This is a genomic window from Rhizobium favelukesii (assembly GCF_000577275.2).
In the GTDB taxonomy this organism is placed as follows: Bacteria; Pseudomonadota; Alphaproteobacteria; order Rhizobiales; family Rhizobiaceae; genus Rhizobium; species Rhizobium favelukesii.
The window spans coordinates 431,968-452,428 of the sequence record NZ_HG916852.1 but is presented as its reverse complement, the minus strand read 5'-3'; the positions used below and the strand labels follow the sequence as shown (position 1 = coordinate 452,428).

The 20,461-nt window shown below is 60.7% G+C and carries 20 protein-coding genes and 1 pseudogene; 16 read left to right on the top strand and 5 right to left on the bottom strand.

From position 1 onward, the window contains the following. The first annotated feature begins 35 nt into the window (after positions 1 to 35). The 8 genes from miaB to trmB all read left to right on the top strand — a co-directional run bounded on the left by miaB (position 36) and on the right by trmB (position 8,592). Complete coding sequence (gene miaB, locus LPU83_RS40535) at positions 36 to 1,445, top strand: tRNA (N6-isopentenyl adenosine(37)-C2)-methylthiotransferase MiaB (RefSeq protein ID WP_024314515.1); 1,410 nt, start codon at positions 36 to 38, stop codon at positions 1,443 to 1,445. Between the two features lie 18 nt (positions 1,446 to 1,463). After that, entirely contained in the window at positions 1,464 to 2,516 is a 1,053-nt protein-coding gene (locus tag LPU83_RS40530) for a PhoH family protein (RefSeq protein WP_024314514.1), read from the top strand. Continuing rightward, positions 2,516 to 3,031, top strand: coding sequence for an rRNA maturation RNase YbeY (gene ybeY, locus LPU83_RS40525; RefSeq protein WP_024314513.1), 516 nt, complete (start codon positions 2,516 to 2,518; stop codon positions 3,029 to 3,031). Before LPU83_RS40530 ends, ybeY begins: the two co-directional genes overlap by 1 nt. Beyond that, positions 3,028 to 4,206, top strand: coding sequence for a hemolysin family protein (locus LPU83_RS40520; protein ID WP_024314512.1), 1,179 nt, complete (start codon positions 3,028 to 3,030; stop codon positions 4,204 to 4,206). The genes ybeY and LPU83_RS40520 overlap by 4 nt, the downstream gene beginning before the upstream one ends. 77 nt (positions 4,207 to 4,283) lie before the next feature. Continuing rightward, positions 4,284 to 5,885, top strand: coding sequence for an apolipoprotein N-acyltransferase (lnt, locus tag LPU83_RS40515; protein ID WP_024314511.1), 1,602 nt, complete (start codon positions 4,284 to 4,286; stop codon positions 5,883 to 5,885). Positions 5,886 to 6,037: 152 nt separating this feature from the next. Then, the gene (locus LPU83_RS40510) at positions 6,038 to 6,457 is read left to right on the top strand and encodes a helix-turn-helix domain-containing protein (RefSeq protein ID WP_007789368.1); all 420 of its coding nucleotides are present in this window, start codon (positions 6,038 to 6,040) and stop codon (positions 6,455 to 6,457) included. A gap of 183 nt (positions 6,458 to 6,640) precedes the next feature. After that, positions 6,641 to 7,894, top strand: a complete 1,254-nt coding sequence (gene metK, locus LPU83_RS40505; RefSeq protein ID WP_024314510.1) for a methionine adenosyltransferase — start codon at positions 6,641 to 6,643, stop codon at positions 7,892 to 7,894. Further along, on the top strand, positions 7,891 to 8,592 hold the full coding sequence (gene trmB, locus LPU83_RS40500; RefSeq protein WP_024314509.1) for a tRNA (guanine(46)-N(7))-methyltransferase TrmB: 702 nt from the start codon (positions 7,891 to 7,893) through the stop codon (positions 8,590 to 8,592). The genes metK and trmB overlap by 4 nt, the downstream gene beginning before the upstream one ends. 7 nt (positions 8,593 to 8,599) lie before the next feature. On the opposite strand, the gene LPU83_RS40495 is transcribed toward trmB, so the two are convergent. Beyond that, the gene (locus LPU83_RS40495) at positions 8,600 to 8,857 is read right to left on the bottom strand and encodes a BQ00720 family protein (protein WP_024314508.1); all 258 of its coding nucleotides are present in this window, start codon (positions 8,855 to 8,857) and stop codon (positions 8,600 to 8,602) included. A gap of 49 nt (positions 8,858 to 8,906) precedes the next feature. Beyond that, entirely contained in the window at positions 8,907 to 9,338 is a 432-nt protein-coding gene (locus LPU83_RS40490) for an Hsp20 family protein (protein ID WP_024314507.1), read from the bottom strand. A gap of 262 nt (positions 9,339 to 9,600) precedes the next feature. Between LPU83_RS40490 and LPU83_RS40485 the strand changes: the two genes are divergently transcribed. Next, positions 9,601 to 10,545, top strand: a complete 945-nt coding sequence (locus LPU83_RS40485) for a nucleoside hydrolase (protein ID WP_024314506.1) — start codon at positions 9,601 to 9,603, stop codon at positions 10,543 to 10,545. Positions 10,546 to 10,576: 31 nt separating this feature from the next. Here LPU83_RS40485 and grpE read toward each other — a convergent pair whose 3' ends face one another. After that, positions 10,577 to 11,209: a nucleotide exchange factor GrpE gene (gene grpE / locus LPU83_RS40480; protein WP_024314505.1), complete on the bottom strand. Its 633-nt coding sequence runs from the start codon at positions 11,207 to 11,209 to the stop codon at positions 10,577 to 10,579. A 217-nt stretch (positions 11,210 to 11,426) separates the two neighbouring features. Here grpE and LPU83_RS40475 point away from each other — a divergent pair, with 217 nt between their 5' ends. Next, entirely contained in the window at positions 11,427 to 11,861 is a 435-nt protein-coding gene (locus tag LPU83_RS40475) for a GFA family protein (RefSeq protein ID WP_024314504.1), read from the top strand. A gap of 5 nt (positions 11,862 to 11,866) precedes the next feature. On the opposite strand, the gene hrcA is transcribed toward LPU83_RS40475, so the two are convergent. Then, positions 11,867 to 12,955: a heat-inducible transcriptional repressor HrcA gene (gene hrcA / locus LPU83_RS40470; protein WP_024314503.1), complete on the bottom strand. Its 1,089-nt coding sequence runs from the start codon at positions 12,953 to 12,955 to the stop codon at positions 11,867 to 11,869. A 177-nt stretch (positions 12,956 to 13,132) separates the two neighbouring features. Here hrcA and rph point away from each other — a divergent pair, with 177 nt between their 5' ends. The 4 genes from rph to hemW are packed head-to-tail and all read left to right on the top strand — an operon-like array spanning position 13,133 to position 16,128. After that, on the top strand, positions 13,133 to 13,852 hold the full coding sequence (rph, locus tag LPU83_RS40465; protein WP_024314502.1) for a ribonuclease PH: 720 nt from the start codon (positions 13,133 to 13,135) through the stop codon (positions 13,850 to 13,852). Beyond that, positions 13,849 to 14,265 (top strand): VOC family protein, encoded by a 417-nt coding sequence (locus LPU83_RS40460; protein ID WP_024314501.1) that lies wholly within the window; start codon positions 13,849 to 13,851, stop codon positions 14,263 to 14,265. Before rph ends, LPU83_RS40460 begins: the two co-directional genes overlap by 4 nt. Positions 14,266 to 14,272: 7 nt before the next feature. Further along, positions 14,273 to 14,917 (top strand): RdgB/HAM1 family non-canonical purine NTP pyrophosphatase, encoded by a 645-nt coding sequence (gene rdgB / locus LPU83_RS40455; protein WP_024314500.1) that lies wholly within the window; start codon positions 14,273 to 14,275, stop codon positions 14,915 to 14,917. A gap of 35 nt (positions 14,918 to 14,952) precedes the next feature. Next, entirely contained in the window at positions 14,953 to 16,128 is a 1,176-nt protein-coding gene (hemW, locus tag LPU83_RS40450) for a radical SAM family heme chaperone HemW (RefSeq protein ID WP_112334064.1), read from the top strand. On the opposite strand, the gene LPU83_RS40445 is transcribed toward hemW, so the two are convergent. Next, entirely contained in the window at positions 16,125 to 17,042 is a 918-nt protein-coding gene (locus tag LPU83_RS40445) for a DMT family transporter (protein WP_024314498.1), read from the bottom strand. The genes hemW and LPU83_RS40445 overlap by 4 nt on opposite strands. A 215-nt stretch (positions 17,043 to 17,257) precedes the next feature. Here LPU83_RS40445 and gcvA point away from each other — a divergent pair. Beyond that, positions 17,258 to 18,141 (top strand): annotated as a pseudogene (gene gcvA, locus LPU83_RS40440) (transcriptional regulator GcvA). A gap of 136 nt (positions 18,142 to 18,277) precedes the next feature. Further along, positions 18,278 to 20,458 (top strand): TonB-dependent siderophore receptor, encoded by a 2,181-nt coding sequence (locus LPU83_RS40435; protein ID WP_024314497.1) that lies wholly within the window; start codon positions 18,278 to 18,280, stop codon positions 20,456 to 20,458. The last annotated feature ends 3 nt before the right edge of the window (positions 20,459 to 20,461 follow it).

Sequence of the window (20,461 nt, the reverse complement as noted above, 5' to 3'; positions counted from 1 at the left end):
TTTCTAGTGCAGCAAAAACCACTAAATAGCCGCCCATGACCCAGGACAGCGCCCTTCTTCAGGCCCCGGAGACCGATCTCCGTGATGGCAGCAACAACCGCAAGGTATTCATCAAGACCTACGGCTGTCAGATGAACGTCTATGACTCGACGCGCATGAGCGACGCCCTCGCCCGCGACGGATACGAGCCGACGGAAAACATGGAAGAGGCCGATCTCGTTCTACTGAATACCTGTCATATCCGTGAGAAGGCTGCTGAAAAGGTCTACTCGGCGCTCGGGCGTCTGCGCGATATGAAGAAGGAACGCAACAGGGAAGGCCGGGAGTTCATGATCGGCGTTGCCGGCTGCGTGGCGCAGGCCGAGGGCGAGGAAATCCTGCGCCGTGTGCCCGCCGTCGATGTCGTGATCGGGCCGCAGACCTATCATCGCCTGCCGGAAGCGCTGCGCAAGGCGAAGGAAGGGCAGCGCATCGTCGATACCGAATATGCGCTCGAAGACAAGTTCGAGCATCTGCCGATCGCCGAGAGCAAGAAAATCCGCTCGCGCGGCGTAACGTCCTTCCTCACCGTTCAGGAAGGTTGCGACAAGTTCTGCACTTTCTGTGTCGTACCCTATACGCGCGGTTCGGAAGTGTCTCGGCCGGTCAGCCAGATCGTCGAGGAAGCGCAGAAGCTCGTCGAAGGGGGCGTGCGCGAGATCACGCTGCTCGGCCAGAACGTCAACGCCTGGCATGGTGTCGGCGCCAATGGTCAGGAATGGACCCTCGGTGATCTGCTCTATCGGTTGGCTGAGATCCCCGGGCTTGCGCGGCTGCGCTACACGACCAGCCATCCGCGAGACATGGACGATCGGCTGATCGAGGCGCACCGGGATCTGCGCGCGCTGATGCCGTACCTGCATCTGCCGGTGCAGGCCGGCTCCGACCGCATCCTGAAGGCGATGAACCGACGCCATACGGCGGCCGAGTATCTGATGCTGGTCGAGCGCATCCGCACTGCCCGCCCTGATATCGCTCTCTCCGGCGACTTTATCGTCGGCTTTCCGGGGGAGACAGACCAGGATTTTGAAGATACACTGCGTCTGGTGGAGGAGGTGCGCTATGCGCAGGCTTTCTCCTTCAAGTACTCGACACGGCCGGGCACGCCCGGCGCGGAACTGAAGGACCAGGTGCCGGAAGAAATCAAGGCAAAACGGCTGGAACGCCTGCAGGCGCTTCTTCTGAAGCAGCAGCAGGAATTTGCCGGTTCCTGTGTCGGAAAAACGATCGAACTGTTGCTCGAAAAGCCCGGTCGCATGCCAGGACAGCTTATCGGCCGTTCTCCCTGGCTTCAGTCCGTGAATGTTGATGCAAAAGAATTGCAAATCGGTGACATTATTAATGTGCGAATCACCGGAACCGGAACCAACAGCCTGTTTGCCGAGATTGCAGAGGCTGAGGTCTAACCCAAGGAGCCTGACCGCTTGAACGGACAAGAATTGGTTTCTTCTTCACCGCGCCACCCACGCATTGCGAGCGACGCCAATCACTTTATTCTGACGTTCGAGAACAATCGGTTCGCCAGTGAACTGTTCGGTCAGTTCGACCAGAACCTCAAGCTCCTTGAAGAGCGTCTGCACATCGACGCCCGAGCGCGGGGCAATTCCGTCGTTATTTCCGGAGACATCGTCGCCACCAACCAGGCGCGGCGCACGCTCGATTATCTTTACGAGAAACTCCAGAAAGGCGGCAGCGTCGAACGTTCCGACGTAGAAGGCGCGATCCGTATGGCGGTGGCCGCCGACGATCAGCTGAGCCTGCCGACGATGGAGAAGAAGGCCAAGCTGACGATGGCCCAGGTTTCCACGCGCAAGAAGACCATCATCGCCCGCACGCCGACCCAGGATGCCTATCTCCGGGCACTGGAGCGCGCTGAACTCGTATTCGGCTGCGGTCCGGCCGGTACCGGCAAGACCTATCTCGCCGTCGCCCACGCCGCTCAACTCCTGGAACGCGGCGTCGTTGAGAAGATCATTCTTTCGCGCCCCGCGGTCGAAGCCGGCGAACGTCTCGGCTTCCTGCCAGGCGACATGAAGGAAAAGGTCGATCCTTATCTTCGTCCGCTCTATGACGCACTCTACGACATGATGCCGGCCGACAAGGTCGATCGCGCCATTACCGCCGGCGTCATCGAAATTGCGCCGCTCGCCTTCATGCGTGGCCGTACGCTCGCAAATGCCGCCGTCATCCTCGACGAGGCGCAGAATACCACGTCGATGCAGATGAAGATGTTCCTGACACGTCTCGGCGAGAATTCGCGGATGATCGTCACCGGCGATCCGAGCCAGATCGACTTGCCGCGGGGCGTCAAATCCGGCCTCGTGGAAGCGCTCCAACTGCTGAACGGCGTCGAGGGTATCTCGATCGTACGCTTCAAGGATACGGACGTTGTGCGTCATCCGCTCGTCGGGCGCATTGTCAGGGCCTACGATTCCACCTATGCAACGGATACCGAAGAGGATAGCCGGCAGGGTTGATGGCGGAACTCGATATCCAGATCAGCATCGAGGAGGGCAATTGGCCCTCCGAAGATGCATTGCATGCATTGGCCGATCGCGTACTGGAAGCGGCCGCGACCTACCTTCGCGCGAGCCAGAAGCAGCCGTTTCCCAAGATGGTCCCAGAAGTCTCGCTGGTTTTCACCGACGACGCCTCGATCCAGGACATCAACGCGGAATGGCGCGGCAAGGACAAGCCGACCAACGTGCTTTCGTTTCCCGCCTTCCCGGTGAAGCCGGGCAAAGTGCCGGGGCCGATGCTAGGCGACATCATCATCGCAAGAGAGACCGTCGAGCGAGAGGCAGCTGAACTTGAGAAGAGCTTTGACGACCATCTAACGCATCTGATGGTGCATGGTTTCTTGCATCTCTTCGGCTACGATCATAATAATAACACTGAAGCCGAGATAATGGAGGGGCTCGAGACTCGCATTTTGGCGGTACTCGGCCTATCTGACCCATACGAGGGTCAAGACCTTAAAATGGAACCATGAGCGACTTTACGACGAGACCGGCCCCTGAGGCCAAGGACGCCGACCAATCCTCCTCTTCCGACGAGGGTGGCAGTAGTAGTAGTAGTAGTAGTAGTAGTAGTAGTAGTAGGCAGTCCGGACGATCCCAATCCTTCTGGTCGCGCGCAGCGCGCATCCTGAGACCACAGCAGGGCTCGCGGCTTCGCGAGGACATCGCCGATGCGCTGATGACCGACGCGGCCGACGGCGACGTCTTTTCGCCTGACGAACGGGCGATGCTGCACAATATCCTCCGCTTCCGCGAGGTGCGTGTCGCCGACGTTATGGTGCCACGCGCCGATATCGAGGCCGTCGATCAGAACATCACCATCGGCGAACTGATGATCCTGTTCGAGGAATCCGGCCGTTCGCGCATGCCGGTCTATGCGGATACGCTCGACGACCCGCGCGGGATGGTGCATATCCGCGATCTTCTGTCCTACGTTGCCAAGCAGGCGCGCAACAAGCGCCGCGGCAGCACCAAGACCCTCAAGCCGGCAGAGCCTCTGGTCGAGGTTTCCCCCGAGCACCTGCAGAAGCCGACGCGCTCCGCGAAGCCGAATTTCGACCTCAGCCGCGTTGACCTGCAGAAGACGCTTTCAGAGGCCGGCATCATTCGCAAGATCCTGTTCGTTCCGCCGTCGATGCTTGCTTCGGACCTCCTTCGCCGCATGCAGGTCAATCGCACGCAGATGGCGCTCGTCATCGACGAATACGGCGGCACCGATGGGCTGGCGTCGCATGAGGACATCGTCGAAATGGTCGTCGGCGACATCGACGACGAGCACGACGACGAAGAAGTCATGTTCAAGCGCGTATCCGAAGACATCTTCGTCGCGGATGCTCGCGTCGAATTGGAGGAGATCGCGGAAGCGATCGGACCGGACTTCGACATCACTGAGCAGGTCGACGAAGTCGACACGCTGGGAGGCCTGATCTTCTCCGAGCTCGGGCGCATTCCGGTGCGTGGCGAGGTCGTGCAGGCCCTGCCCGGTTTCGAGTTCCATATTCTCGATGCCGATCCGCGCCGTATCAAGCGCGTAAGGATCACCCGCAAGCGTCAGGCCATCCGCCGCCGCATCAAGATCGACGGCGACGGCACCTCTGGCGCGGATCACGGCGAAGAGCGGCAAACCGACGCTCCCACGACAAACTGATCGCCGCAAAGCACGACAAACGGCGGCTTTTTTGAAAGACTGCGTTGGGGTTGATTCGCAGCTTGATGGGAGTGCGCATGGAGCGGCTTGCAGACAGGGTTATCCTGGCCTGGGGGGTCAAGAGGGTTGCACTGGCCGCCCTTGCAGGCGCTTTCGGCGTTCTGGCCCTGCCTCCATTCGGCTTCTTTGCTGCCATGTTCGTGTCGTTCACGCTGCTCGTCTGGCTGATTGACGGCTCGGCTGCCGCTCCTGAGAGCGGCTTGATCGGCCGGCTGTGGCCTTCCTTCGCCGTCGGCTGGCTCTTCGGCTTCGGCTATTTCGTCGCCGGTCTCTGGTGGCTTGGCCATGCCTTGATGATCGATGCCGAGGCTTTCGCCTGGGCGCTGCCGCTGGCGATCCTCGGCCTGCCTGCCGTGCTCGCCATCTTCTATGGCGTTGCTGCCGCCCTGGCGCGCACCATGTGGTCCGATGGCATGGGGCGGATTGCGGCGCTTGCCGCGAGCTTCGGATTGCTCGAGTGGCTGCGGAGCGTACTTTTCACCGGTTTTCCCTGGAACGCCGTCGGCTACGGAATGACGCCCGTGCCGCTCATGATGCAATCGGCGCATGTCATCGGCATCATGGGCATTACTTCGCTCTCGGTCTTCATCTTCGCGGCTCCCGCGCTCCTCGGCACCCGCCAGGGCGCGAAGCTCGGCCTCTCACTGGCAGCCCTGCTTTTCGCAGTACATATCGGTTACGGCGCCTATATCCTCTTTGGCCCACAGCCTGCGCCGGCGCCGGACTCCAAGAGCCCGGTCATCCGCCTCGTTCAGCCGATGATCGAACAGACGGCGAAGATGGATAATGACGCCGACCGCGCCGCGATCTTCGAGAAGCACCTGAAACTCTCCGTCGAGCCGCCGAAGGATGGCGGTCGCAAGCCCGACATCATCGTCTGGCCGGAGACGTCCATTCCCTTCATCCTGACCGACAACCAGGATGCGCTCAGCCGGATCGCGGACACGCTCGACGACAACCAGATCCTGATTGCCGGCGCCGTCCGGGTCGAGGACATGGGGCCCGGCAATCCGCCACGTTACTACAATTCGATCTACGTCATCGATGGCCGTGGGCAGATCGCCGGCGCCGCGGACAAGGTGCATCTCGTGCCGTTTGGCGAGTATGTGCCGTTCGAAAGCATACTAGACGATTTCGGTATCCAGAACGTCGTGGAGATGCCGGGTGGCTTTTCGCCGGCCGCCACGCGGCAGTTGCTGACGTTGCCGACCGGGATCAAGTTCTATCCGCTCGTCTGCTACGAGATCATTTTCCCGGATGAGATGACCGGCGACCTCGGCGTGGCCAATGCCATCCTCAATGTCACCAACGATGCGTGGTTTGGTGCGACACCCGGGCCCTACCAGCACTTTCAGCAGGCCAGGTTGCGCGCTGTGGAGACCGGCCTGCCGCTGATTCGCAACGGCAACAGTGGTATTTCTGCCATTGTGAACGCCCGCGGCGAGGTCATTGCCGGTCTCGGCCTCAACGAAACGGGCTTCGTCGACGCAACCATTGAGAGCTTCGGCGCGCAACGCGATCCAGGCTACCCACGCCAAACTTACTTCTGGTTGCTGGAAATACTTCTGTTTGCAATTGCGCTGGTTTCGCGTTTAGGTTTTGTTTTCAAGCAGAATTGACCGAAAACCCCTAAAATTGCATAGTGGTTGGGATCGGCGTTCTTAGCGTATGTTTCAAGGTGGTTGATAGAGACTTTGCAACGTGGCGTTTTGGGGATGGGTTTGGGCATGCCGGTTTGAACAAGGTTGAAAATTATTGTTAGGGCAGGACCATGATTGAGAACAAGAAGAGGCCGAACCCCATCGACATCCATGTTGGTAGTCGCATTCGCCTTCGCCGAACGATGCTCGGAATGAGCCAGGAAAAGCTCGGCGAGAGCCTTGGCATCACCTTTCAGCAGATCCAGAAATACGAAAAAGGCACCAACCGCGTCGGTGCCAGCCGCCTCCAGAACATCTCCAGCATTTTGAACGTTCCGGTTTCCTTCTTCTTTGAAGACGCACCCGGCGACCAATCCTCCGGCCTGTCCGGCATGGCGGAAGCCTCGAGCTCCAACTACGTTGTCGACTTTCTTTCGTCGTCCGAAGGGCTCCAACTCAACCGTGCCTTCGTGAAGATCACCGACCCCAAGGTTCGCCGTAAAGTCGTCGAACTGGTGAAGGCACTCGCTGCCGAGGCTGACAGCGAATAATAGCCACTTCAAAATTTGGAGAAAAACGAAAGCGGTCGCAACGGCCGCTTTTTGGCGTTTTATGGGCATAATTTGCCACTTCGCCGTAGATATAAAGATATATTTATGTCCTTCTACGCTTGTTTTTCCCGCGCGAACTGAGTACCTACTACGCAGCTTTTGTTCTTTGAGGGGAATCCCGGAATGCGCGCGAATTACCTTTTCACCAGCGAGTCAGTTGCCGAAGGTCACCCGGACAAGGTGTGTGACCGGATCTCCGACGAGATCGTGGATCTGGTCTACCGCGAAGCCGCCAAGACCGGCGTCAACCCCTGGGGCGTGCGTATCGCCTGCGAGACGCTGGCAACCACCAACCGCGTCGTGATCGCCGGTGAAGTGCGCCTGCCGCCGAGCCTGATGAAGAAGGACAAAGACGGCAAAGACGTCATCAACCCTTCGAAGTTCAAGGCCGCCGCCCGCCGCGCCATCAAGGACATCGGCTACGAGCAGGACGGCTTCCACTGGAAGACGGCCAAGATCGACGTGCTCCTGCACTCGCAGTCCGCCGACATTGCCCAGGGTGTCGACAACGCTGCCGACCAGCAGGGCGACGAAGGCGCCGGCGACCAGGGCATCATGTTCGGCTACGCCTGCAAGGAAACGCCGGATCTCATGCCGGCACCGATCTACTACTCCCACAAGATCCTGCAACTGCTGGCCACTGCCCGAAAGAAGGGCGACGGCGACGTCGCAAAGCTCGGCCCCGATGCCAAGAGCCAGGTGACCGTGCGTTACGTCAACGGCAAGCCTGCGGAAGTCACGTCGATCGTTCTCTCCACCCAGCATCTCGACGAAAGCTGGGATTCGAAGAAGGTTCGCGCGGTCGTCGAGCCCTATATCCGCGAGGCTCTCGGCGAGCTGCCGATTGCCGACGATTGTATGTGGTACATCAACCCGACCGGCAAGTTCGTGATCGGCGGCCCTGATGGCGACGCTGGTCTGACCGGGCGCAAGATCATCGTCGACACCTACGGCGGTGCTGCTCCGCACGGCGGCGGCGCGTTCTCCGGCAAGGACACCACCAAGGTCGACCGTTCGGCTGCCTACGCCGCCCGCTATCTTGCGAAGAACGTCGTTGCCGCCGGCCTTTCCGACCGCTGCACGATCCAGCTCTCCTACGCCATCGGCGTCGCACAGCCGCTGTCGATCTATGTCGACCTGCACGGCACCGGCAAGGGCGTGACGGAAGACCAGGTCGAAGCCGCGATCCGCAAGAACATGGATCTGTCGCCGACCGGCATCCGCCGTCACCTCGACCTCAACAAGCCGATCTACGCCAAAACCTCGGCTTACGGCCACTTCGGCCGCAAGGCGGGCCGCGACGGCTCGTTCTCCTGGGAGCGCACGGACCTCGTCAAGGCGCTCAAGGACGCCGTCAAGGTCAAGGAAGCGGCATGACCGACATGGAACGCCGCGGACGCGCGACCGAAGCCTTCTTCGGTCGCCGCAAGGGAAAGGCTCTGCGCGAGCATCAGGCAGAGCGACTGAACACCCTGCTTCCGGCGTTCCTCATCGATCTTTCAGCGGCTCCGCCCGAGCCGCTGAAGACCCTCTTTCCGGTGCCGACAGGCAGGCTGCGCCTGGAAATCGGTTTCGGCGGCGGCGAACATCTGATCCATCGTGCGGTGGAAATGCCCTCCACCAGCTTTATCGGTGTCGAGCCTTTCATCAATTCCATGCAGAAGCTGCTGACGAGCGTCGACAAGGCAGGCGCCAAGAACGTCCGTGTCTACAACGACGACGCGACGCAATTGCTGGACTGGCTGCCTGACGCCTCGATCGACCAGATCGATCTGCTTTACCCGGATCCGTGGCCGAAGAGAAAGCACTGGAAGCGCCGCTTCGTGTCGAAGACCAATCTCGATCGCTTTCACCGCGTGCTGAAGCGGGACGGGCTGTTCTGCTTCGCCTCCGACATCGACACTTACGTTAACTGGACGCTGCTGAAATGCCGAGACCACGGCGGTTTCGAATGGCTGGCACAGAATGCTGCAGACTGGCTGACGCCCTATGAGGGCTGGCCGAGCACACGCTACGAGGCCAAGGCGCGGCGCGAGGGCAGATCCTCCGCCTATCTAACGTTCAAGCGGGTCTGAGCCTGCCCTAGTGCAGGCTCACCGTCTTCAACTCATCCTCGGCAGCCTTGAAGAAGGTGCTGGAGCGGTTGTCCGTCAAAAGGATCGGCGTGCCATCGGCGCCGAACAGCGCCCAGAGGTCAACGCTCGGATCGATATCCGGTGCCTCGGGGAAGCACCTGGATACTTCCTCAGACCGCATTTTCCGGATGTAGGCGACCTCGCCGTTGCCGATGCCGGCAAGTTCGGTTTTGGTCAGGTGCGAATTGGCTTCTTTCATCAACATTCCTGTACCTCCACGAGAAGGGACCAACGGCTCAAGTTGCGCCGTTGTCCTACTGTGAGACCGAAATGTTAATTTTCTTCACCATACGGCTCGGCTCCGGACGGATGAGATCCACCGCGAGCAGCCCATTCTTGAGGCAAGCGCCCAAAACCTGCATCCCATCGGCCAGAACAAAAGTCCGCTGGAATTGACGTGCGGCGATGCCGCGATAGAGGTAGTCGCGCTCCCCCTGGTCGATCTGGCGACCATGAATCGAAAGCTGGCTTTCCTCGACAGAAACGTCGAGCTCCTCCTCGCTGAATCCGGCGACGGCAAGAGTTATGCGCAGCCTTTCCGGATCGCCGGAGGCGCGATCAGCGGCGACGCGCTCGATATTGTAGGGGGGGTATCCGTCGCTGGCCTTGGAAAGGCGCTCCAGCGTCTTTTCCATGGCGTCAAAGCCCAAAAGCAGAGGGCTCGCGAAAGGCGTCATACGGCTCATCGTCTCCAAGTCCTTGATTCAAGCGACCTTGCCAGACCTGAAAGACAGCATCCGGACGCTTCCAATATGGGAACTGCCTCACGCGGGCGCAAGGCAGATATCGGCGCCCGCTCCCAGAGAGCCCGCAAGGGGTCCGACCTTGACAAAGCAAGCGCTGCCTCGCATCAAACCCTGCCCGTACCGGCTGCGCCGATTTGCGACGGGAGTATAAACAAATGGTGCATGCCACGAAAACGCGCACCACGAGGACGGAGCGATCGGAATGGCAGACCCTAGAAAAATCATCATCGACACCGACCCCGGCCAGGACGACGCCGCGGCCATCATGCTGGCCTTCGGCAGCCCGGAAGAGCTCGAAGTGCTCGGCATCACCACGGTCGCCGGCAATGTGCCGCTCTCTTACACCAGCCGCAATGCGCGCATCGTCTGCGAGCTCTGTGGCCGGACCGATACCAAGGTCTTTGCCGGCGCCGCCAAACCAATCGCGCGAAAGCTGGTGACCGCTGAGCACGTGCACGGCAAGACCGGGCTTGATGGTCCCGTTCTCGATGAGCCCAATATGCAGCTACAGCCGCAGCATTCCGTGGATTTCATCATCGAAACGCTACGCAACGAGCCTGAAGGCACGGTGACCCTCTGCACGCTTGGGCCGCTCACCAACATCGGCATGGCCTTCCAGAAGGCGCCCGACATCATCCCGCGCATCCGCGAACTGGTGATGATGGGCGGCGGCTTCTTCGAAGGCGGCAACATCACGCCGGCCGCCGAGTTCAACATCTACGTCGATCCCGAGGCAGCCGATATCGTCTTGTGCTCTGGCATCCCCATCGTGATGATGCCGCTCGACGTCACGCACAAGCTTCTGACCCGAAAGGATCGCGTCAAGCGCATGGCCGATCTGGGGACGCGCCCGGCGATCGCCATGGTCGAGATGCTGGAATTCTTCGAACGCTTCGATGTCGAGAAGTACGGCTCCGATGGCGGTCCGTTGCACGACCCGACGGTTATCGCCTATCTCTTGAAGCCTGAGCTTTTCAAGGGGCGAACCTGCAATGTCGAGATCGAGGTGACGTCTGAGCTGACGGCCGGCATGACCGTCGTCGACTGGTGGCACGTGACCGACCGCAAGCGCAATGCGCAGGTCATGCGCGATGTCGATGCGGACGGCTTCTTCGATCTGCTGATCGAACGTTTCGCCCGCATCTGATGTTCAGATTGGCTTTCAGGCGCCTGAGAGATCAGGCGTCCTTCTGGTCGAAAACGGAATTCGTTTCGGGTTCGACGAGCTTCGGCCCGCCCTTGGCGACGCCGACCATGGCGGGGCGAAGAACGCGCTCACCAATGGTGTAACCGGCCTGGACGACCTGAACCACGGTGTTGTTCGGCACATCGGGGTTCGGCACTTCGAACATGGCCTGGTGAAAGTTCGGATCAAACTTCTGGCCGACCGGCTCCAGTTTGCGGACGCCGTGTCGCTCAAGCGCCGACAACATCGAGCGCTCCGTCATCTCCACACCTTCGATCAGCGTCGTCAGGCCGGCATCGGCGGCAGCCCTGGCTTCCTCAGGGATCGCATCGATGGCGCGGCGCAGGTTGTCCGAAACGGCCAGCATGTCGCGCGCAAAGCCCGCGGCGGAATAAGTCCTCGCATCCTTGACTTCGCGCTCTGTGCGCCGGCGCAGGTTATCCATCTCGGCGGCAAGGCGAAGATAGCGGTCGCGCAGCTCTGTATTCTCGGACTTTAGCAGTTCCAGCGGATCGGGCTTTGCGCTGGCTTCGGCGGCGGCTTCGTTCTCGACGTTTGCGGCGGCGTCCGCTGCGGCTTCGGCCGCGGCGGCGTCGGGTCCGTTCTTCGTCGTTTCGTCAGTCATGACGTTCTCCGGTGATTGATGTCTTTTAGGATGTGCCCGATATCGAGCTTTGACAGGCAAAAATCAAGTCTGCGTGACCGAAAAGCATGACTTGTAGGCAACCGTGCCGGTCTACCCCACAGGGTCTAGCTTGACTTGGCCGTGCTAAAGTTCTTTCATTTTAGGCGCAACTGAATCAATAGTGCTTCGACCTCATCCAGGTCAGGGAGCGACCACCATGGGCGATCAGAAAACGTATTCGGGGCGCTGCTTCTGCGGTGCCGTGGAGATCGTCGTCACCGGAGACCCGGTGGCTATGGGTTACTGCCACTGCGCCTCCTGTCGGCATTGGTCGGCGGGACCCGTCAACGCCTTCACGCTCTGGCAGCCGCAAACCGTCCATGTCACCAAAGGCGGAGAGCACGTGGAAGGCTACCAGAGGTCCGATACCAGCGTGCGGAAGTTCTGCGAGCTTTGCGGTGGGCATCTCTACACCGAGCACCCGACCTGGGGCGTCACCGACGTTTACGCGGCACTTCTGCCCGATCTTGACTACGCTCCAGCGCTGCACGTGAACTATCAGGAAAGCGTGCTGCATATCCGTGACGGCCTGCCAAAATACAAAGACATGCCTGCGGAGATGGGCGGCTCGGGCGACCTGCTCCCGGAGTAGTTCTCCTACGTCGAGCCGCGTGACAACCGCGTCATCAGCTGGGCGGTATAGTCGACCATCGGCACGATGCGCGAGTAGTTGAGCCGCGTCGGCCCGATGACGCCGACAGCGCCGACAATGCGGTCGTCATCGTCACGATAGGGCGCGACGATCAGCGACGAACCGGAAAGTGAAAAGAGCTTGTTCTCCGAGCCGATGAAAATGCGCACGCCCGGCCCGCTTTCGGCGAGGTTGAGAAGTTCCAGCAGACTGTCCTTCTTCTCGAGGTCGTCGAACAGCATGCGCAGGCGGTCGAGATCGTCGGCGCCAGCGAGATCGGCGAGCAGATTGGCGCGGCCGCGAATGATCAGTTGGGCCGGTTTGCCCTCGTCGGCGCTGCCCGACCAGACGGCGATGCCGCGCTCGACGAGATCCTGCGATAGCGCATCGAGTTCGAGGCGGACATCGTCCTTCAGTCGACTTAATTGATTGCGCAGTTCCGGCAGCGTCTGGCCGGTCATGTGTGCGTTGAGGAAGTTGGCGGCCTCGGTCAATTGCGATGACGTCACGCCTGCCGGAAGCTCGATAATGCGGTTTTCGACCTGATCGTGATCGCCGACGAGAACCGCAAGCGCCTTGGTCGGCTCAAGGCGGATGAACTCGACGTGCTTGAGAACAGGATCGCTCTTCGAGGTGATGACGAGCCCGGCGCCGCGCGAAATGCCCGAGAGCATGCGGCTTGCCTCGTTCATCATCAATTCCATCGGATTGTCGCGGCTTTCGGCGCGCACCTGGCGATCGATGTTGGCGCGATCCTCGGCCGAGAGATCCCCGACCTGCATGAAGGCGTCGACGAAGAAGCGCAGGCCGACTTGTGTCGGCAGACGGCCGGCACTGACATGCGGCGAATAGATGAGGCCAAGTTCTTCCAGATCGCTCATCACGTTGCGCACGGAGGCCGGTGACAGCGACATCGGTAGGATACGCGACAGGTTGCGCGAACCGAGCGGTTCACCCGTCTCCAGATAGCCCTCTACGATGCGGCGAAAGATTTCCTTGGAGCGTTCATCCAGCGCAGCCACTGCATCTGAAACCGACGTCGATCTGAACTCCATGAACCCTTGCGTACCCGTGCTGACGATGATGCGACAAAATATAGCCAATCTCCCCGCAGCGGCAAAAGGGAAATTGCAAATGGACGCTGCCGATCGTAGAAGCTCTCAACAACATAAGCACGCGTGATCTTCCGAAAACCGCTCGCGGTCTTCGAAATCATGATTCAGGAGAATAGTATGCGGCCCTCAGGCAGAAAAACCGACCAGATGCGCAAGGTCTCGTTCGAGCGCAATTTCTCCAAGCACGCGGAAGGCTCCTGTCTGGTGAAGTTCGGCGATACGCATGTGCTATGCACGGCGAGCATCGAGGAGAAGCCTCCGGCATGGCTGCGCAACACCGGCAAGGGTTGGGTCACGGCCGAATACGGCATGCTGCCGCGCGCCACCGGCGAGCGTATGAAGCGCGAAGCCGCATCCGGCAAGCAGGGCGGCCGTACGCAGGAGATCCAGCGCCTGATCGGTCGTTCGCTGCGCGCTGTCGTCGACCTCAAGGAACTCGGCGAGCGCCAGATCACGCTCGACTGCGACGTCATCCAGGCGGATGGCGGAACGCGTACGGCGTCCATTACCGGCGCCTGGATCGCGCTTTACGACTGCCTGAAGTGGATGGAAAGCCGCAACATGCTCAAGGTCGAACGCGTCCTCAAGGACCACGTCGCGGCCATTTCCTGCGGCATCTTCGCCAACCAGTCGGTGATTGACCTCGACTATCTCGAGGACTCCTCGGCTGAGACCGACGCGAACTTCGTGATGACCGGCAACGGCGGCATCGTTGAAATCCAGGGCACCGCTGAAGGCACGCCGTTCACCGATGAGGAATTCGCCTCGCTGATGGCCCTCGCCAAGGTCGGTATCGCCGAACTCGTCGCGATGCAGAAGCAGGCCGTCGCCGGATGAACGACATGCTGGAAGGCATGCTGGAGACGGCGCTCTATGCGGACGATCTCGACAAGGCCGAAGCCTTTTATGAAGGCATTCTCGGCCTTTCGAAGATCTCGCGGGGCGGCAACCGACATGTCTTCTTTCGCTGCGGTGCCGGGGTGTTGCTGATCTTCAACCCGCAGGAAACGATCAAGCCTCCCTCGCCCACCTCCTTGCAGGTTCCGCCGCACGGCACGACCGGTGCAGGACACGCCTGTTTCCGCGTTTGCGGGGAAAATCTCGATGCGATTGCAGCCCGGCTGACGTCCGGGGGTGTCGCCATCGAATCCGAAGTCACCTGGCCGCAGGGCGGCCGATCGATCTATTTCCGCGACCCGGCGGGCAACAGCCTCGAATGCGCCGACGCCCGCATCTGGGGCATCGAATAGGACAGTCATGCGCAAGCTCGAAACGAAGACCATCGTCGTTGCCAGCCATAATGCCGGCAAGATCCGGGAAATCCAGGACCTCATCGGTCCGTTCGGCTTCACGGCGAAATCGGCCGCCGAGTTGAATTTCGTGGAGCCTGACGAGACCGGCACGACTTTCGAGGAAAACGCGACGATCAAGGCGCTCGCCTCCGCCGAAGCCTCTGGATTGCCGGCGCTGTCGGATGATTCCGGCCTCGTCATCGATGCACTCGGCGGCGATCCCGGCGTCTACACCGCCAACTGGGCGGAGAAACCCGACGGCACGCGCGACTTCGCGATGGCGATGGAGAAGGTCGAGGCGGCTTTGGAAACGGCCGGCGCTTCGAAGCCGGCTCAGCGCGCTGCGCGTTTCGTCAGCGTACTCTGCCTTGCCTGGCCGGACGGCCACACGGAGCTTTTTCGCGGCGAAGTCGAAGGCACCGTCGTCTGGCCTGCGCGCGGCAGCCAGGGCTTCGGCTACGATCCGGTCTTTCAACCCGAGGGCTATGAGACTACCTTTGGCGAGATGAGCGCGGAAGAAAAGCACGGCTGGAAGCCCGGCGACGCAGAAGCACTGTCGCACCGCGCCCGCGCCTTCAAGATCTTCGTCGAAACCTGCCTGGAAGCCTAAGGGCAAACGTGGACACTTTGGAACAGCCTGATCTGATGCGCTATGCCGCTCTTCTGCCCGATACCGGCGAACCCGGCTTCGGCGTCTACGTGCATTGGCCGTTCTGTGCCGCCAAGTGCCCTTACTGTGATTTCAACAGCCATGTCCGCCACCAGCCGGTGGATCAGGAACGCTTTACCGCGAGCTTCCTGAAGGAGATGGCGACGGTGCGCCAGATGAGCGGGCCAAAGACGGTGACCAGCATCTTCCTCGGCGGCGGCACGCCATCGTTGATGAAACCATCCACGGTGTCGGCCATTCTCGACGGTATCGCCAAGCACTGGCATGTGCCCGATGGAATCGAGATCACCATGGAGGCAAACCCCTCCAGCGTCGAGGCGGAACGCTTCCGCGGCTATCGTGCCGCCGGCGTCAATCGCGTGTCGCTCGGCGTCCAGGCGCTCAACGACCGCGACCTGACGTTTCTCGGACGGCTGCACGACGTTGCCGATGCGCTGAAGGCGATCAAGCTGGCGCGCGACATCTTCCCGCGCATGTCCTTCGACCTGATCTATGCGCGCCCGAACCAGACCGTCGACGAATGGGAACGCGAGTTGAAGGAGGCGTTCTCCTACGCCGTCGATCATCTTTCGCTCTATCAACTGACGATCGAGGAAGGCACTCCGTTCTTCGGGCTTCACAAGGCCGGCAAGCTTGTGGTTCCGGACGGCGACCAATCGGCGCTGCTCTATGAAGCGACGCAGGAAATCACCACCGGCGAAGGACTGCCCGCCTACGAGGTTTCCAACCATGCGCGTCCGGGCGCGGAGAGCCGGCACAACCTCACCTACTGGCGTTACGGCGATTACGCTGGCATCGGCCCCGGTGCCCATGGGCGACTGACACGTGGCTCCATGAAGATTGCCACTGCGACAGAGCGGAAGCCAGAGAGCTGGCTGGATCTGGTCGAGCGCAATGGACACGGCATGCTGGACACGGAGCAACTCGGTTATGAGGAACAGGCCGACGAACTGCTGCTGATGGGGTTGCGTCTCAAGGAAGGCGTGGACCTTTCCCGCTGGCAGCAGCTTTCGGGCCGCGACCTGGACCCGAAGCGGGAAGAGTTTCTTTTGGAGCATGGCTTTATCGAGCGGATCGGCAATTCTCGCCTGCGCTGCACGCCGTCAGGCATGCTGATCCTCGATTCCGTGGTCGCCGATCTCGCCTGCTAGGCAGGTCGCTTTCTCCGCAGAGCGAACAATCGCCCGTCTATCGCCGCAAGGCCGATCGCGATCATCGCCATGCCGATCAGATGCTTGACCTGCAATTGCTCGCCGAGAATGGCTGCGCCGAGCAGGATGGCGCTGACCGGAATCAGGAAGGTCACGAGCATCAGGTTCGTTGCACCGGCAGCCGCCAGGATGCGGAAAAACAGCACATAGGCGATCGCCGTCGAAAGCAAGGCCAGGCCGAACAGCGCCATCCAGGTTTCCAATGAAGGAGCGGCCAATGTCCAGGGCTGGTCGACGATGAGCGCGATCGGCAACATCAGGACGGTGGAGGCGCTGACCTGTCCTGCAGCGGGAATGAGCGGCGCCATGCCCATCTGGCGGAAGCGCCGGCCGAAGATGCCGGCAAAGGAATAGGAGAGCGCAGCACCGAGCACCGCGAGCTGCGCCAGCACGTTCGACCCGAGATCGCGCAGCACGTCGAAGCCGATCATATAGGCGACGCCCGCAAAGCCGACGAGAACGCCAAGCAGGCGATTGCCGGTCATTTTTTCATCCGCGGTCAGGAAATGCGCGACGACGACGCCAAAGAGCGGCGTTGTGGCATTCAGGATCGAGGCGAGGCCACTTGCGATATGCGTCTGGCCCCAGACGATGAGACAGAACGGGATCATATTGTTGAGGATGCCCATGCCGAAGAAGGCCGCCCAGGACCTGCCGTCACGCGGCATGGCATGGCCGGTCGCACGCACAATAAGGTTCAGTGCCAGCGCTGCGATCAGGACCCGACCCGTGACGATCGTAAAGGGCGGCAGGCTCTTCACCAGAATGCCGTTGAAGAGGAAGGATCCGCCCCACAGCAGGGAGAGCACCAGCAACATTCCCCACTCGGCAAAGCCCATCTGTTTCTGCTGCATCGTCTTCTCCCTGGTCAGCCTGCGACCGGTCTACATGTCAGTACAGGCTGCCGCCACCCGATTGTTGGGCGGTCCTCACGCATTTTTCCTGATTTTTTCTCGCTCATCGCTCAGCTCGACGAAGCTTTTACGGCGGCTTTCATGCTGATATTATTGCTATGCCAGTCGTGCGACAAACGAGTCTTTCTCGATCCATAATATAGTTGAGCTAAACCATGAGCGATTATCTTCCCTCCCTTTCGGCCCTTCGAGCCTTTGAAGCGGCCGCCCGACACCTCAGCATGACGTTGGCGGCGAAGGAGCTCAACGTGACGCCGGGAGCCGTCAGTCTGCAGATCCGCGATCTGGAATCCTCGCTTGGCGTCAAGCTCTTCGAGCGGAAGACGCGCGCACTAGCTCTGACCGTGGAGGGTGCAGACTATTTTTCGACGCTCAGGGCAGCATTCCGCCTCGTCAGGGAAGCGACGGCGGCGATCACGGCGCGCGGACGCGGCGCCGTCCTCAACGTCACCTGCACGGCGGGATTTGCAACCTACTGGCTCGTGCCGCGTCTCAGACGCTTCGAGGCGATGCATCCCGAAATCGACGTCCGCATCAGCGCGTCGCACCGCGTGCTCGATTTCAGCGCGACGGGATCGACCTTGCAATCCGCCACGGACTCGGCGGCTATGACGGCCTGATCAGCGAACGCCTCGTGGATGACGAGCTGGTGCCGGTTTGCACACCAAGACTTGCCGCGGAGCTCGGCGACAATCCCTCGCCGGACGCGCTCGCCGGCTTCCAACTGATCCATGACGTCTATCGCCATGACTGGCAGCTCTGGCTGGAAGCAGCCGGCGCGACAGGACTCGACCCGTCGCGTGGACCGGTCTTCATGCATGGCAACGGAGCCTATGACGCGATGAAAGCCGGACTGGGCTTTGCCTTGATGCGGCGCTCGTTTCTGGAGCGGGACCTGAAGGAAGACGCGGTGGTCACGCCCTTCCCGCTTGGCATTGCAAGCCGGCTTGCCTTCCACCTCGTCTATCCCGGGCTTGCGCTCGAACAGCCGGCGGCGGCCGCCTTCCGCCGGTGGCTGCTGTCAGAGGCGCAAGCCTGACCTGACTGTGGCTGATTTGCCATGCCGGTCAAAAAGTGGAGTATTTTAATCATGAAAGCGGGTTTCCTTTGGGATTTTTCTTGACTATTAAACTCAACATAAATCCTGAAATGCGTATGACCGGTATGATAAGCCAATGAATAGTCTCCGATTTTCCTCGCGAATCCTGTCCACGTCGGCGTTGACTGGCTTGGCAATCGCCCATTTTCTCACACCGGCCGCAGCGCAGGATGCGGCTGGACAGCAGCAGGATGGCGCGACGGTTCTTGAAGATATTATCGTCAATGGCGGCAGCGGCGGCGTCATCCAGGCGGATGGCTATGTCGGCAAGAGCAGCGCGACGGGCACGAAAACCGACACGCCCTTCATCGAGGTGCCCCAGTCGATTTCCTCAGTGACCGAACAGCAGCTGAAGGATCGCGACCCGCAATCTCTTTTGGATACGGTCGCGTACACGCCGGGCACACGCGTCGGCGCCTATGGCTTCGACCCGCGTTTCGATTCGTTCTCGGTGCGCGGCTTCGACGTGACCTATACCGGGATCTTCCGCGACAACCTTCGTCAGCCGGGCGCAGGCTCGTCACTCTTCAAGACCGAGCCGTACGGTCTCGAAGGAGTCTCGATCCTGCGTGGCCCATCTTCGGCACTGTATGGGGCAACGGGTGCCGGCGGTCTCTACAACCTCATCACCAAGCGGCCGACGGAAGAGCCTTTTCACGAAGTTCAGCTGCAGTATGGTACCGACCAGCGCTATCAGAGCCGGTTCGACCTCTCCGGCCCCGTCAACAATGAGGACCCCTTCTACTATCGCCTGACGGGCCTCTATCGCGACGCCAATACGGAGCAGATCAGCGTTCCCGACGACCGCGTCTATATTGCGCCAGCCTTCATGTGGAAGCCGGACGAGGACACGAAACTTACCATCCTCGGCGAATATTCCCGAACCAAGACCGGCGGCACGGCGGCCTATTACAACGATCCAACCGGCAAGGTAACGGACTATTTCGCGGGCAATCCGGCCTTCAACGATTCGATCCAGAACCAGGCTCGTATCGGCTACGAATTCGAGCATCGACTGAACGACGTCTTCGTCTTCCGTCAGAACGCCCGCATTTCGACGCTCAGCATCGACGCCGACTGGGCCTTCGCCTACGCGCCGAACGCCGTCAATCCGAACCTGCTTGACCGCAGCGCCGGCACGTTTGACGAGCAGCTGATGGCCTTCGTCATCGACAATCAGTTGGAAGCTCAGTTCGAAACGGGCGCGGTCGACCATACAGTGCTTGCAGGTCTAGACCTGACCAGGCTGCGCTGGCGCTCCCTCGATGGCCGTGGCGTGTCGCCACCGCTCGACACCACCAATCCGACGGCAGGCGCTCAAGTTGCTCCTATCGACTTCGATACGCGCTCCGTCCAGGACCAGTGGCAGGCCGGCACCTATCTGCAGGACCAGATCCGCTATGACGCGTGGATACTGACCGTCGGTGGTCGCTACGACTGGGTCTCCACGGACACCGACAATACCGACCTCAACACGAATGCGCTGACCACGATCACGCAAAAGGACAGGGCATTCTCCGGCCGCATCGGCCTAGCCTACCAAACGGATTTCGGCGTTGTACCCTATGCCAGCTACTCGACCGCTTTCGCACCAAATGCTGGCATAAACAAGGAGACCGGCCAACCCTTCCAGGCGACGGAAAGCGAGCAGGAGGAGATCGGCGTCAAATACCTGCTGCCTGATAGCAATACGCTGATCACGGCGGCGCTTTTCAATATCGACCAGAAAAACAGCCTCTACTACGAGGTTGTGAACCTGCCGACCGGGCCGGAAAACATACAGGTGCAGCGCGGCAAGATTCGCTCCCGGGGCTTCGAGATCGAAGCGAACACGAGTCTCGACAACGGCCTGTCACTGGTTGCGTCCTACACCTTCACCGACGCCGAGATTCTGGAAGGCACGATCGGTACAGTCGGTAACTACGTCTCGTCGGTGCCGAGGCACATGGCTTCGCTCTGGGCAAACTACAGGTTTCAGGAGGGTAGTCCGATCTACGGTCTCGGCGTCGGCCTCGGTGCCCGGTACCTCGGCAAGAGCTACACCAGCGACGAAAACACGGCGCAGAACGGCTCCCGCGTCCTCTTCGACGCTGCCCTGAGCTATGACTTCGCCGCGCTCGACAAGAAATACGAGGGCCTGAGCCTGCAGGTGAACGCCACCAACCTGTTCGACCGCCGCGAGCCCATCTGCTCGGCCGGCTTCTGCTACCGCGACCAGGGCCGCGCCATGATCGGCAGCCTGCGCTACACATGGTGAGCT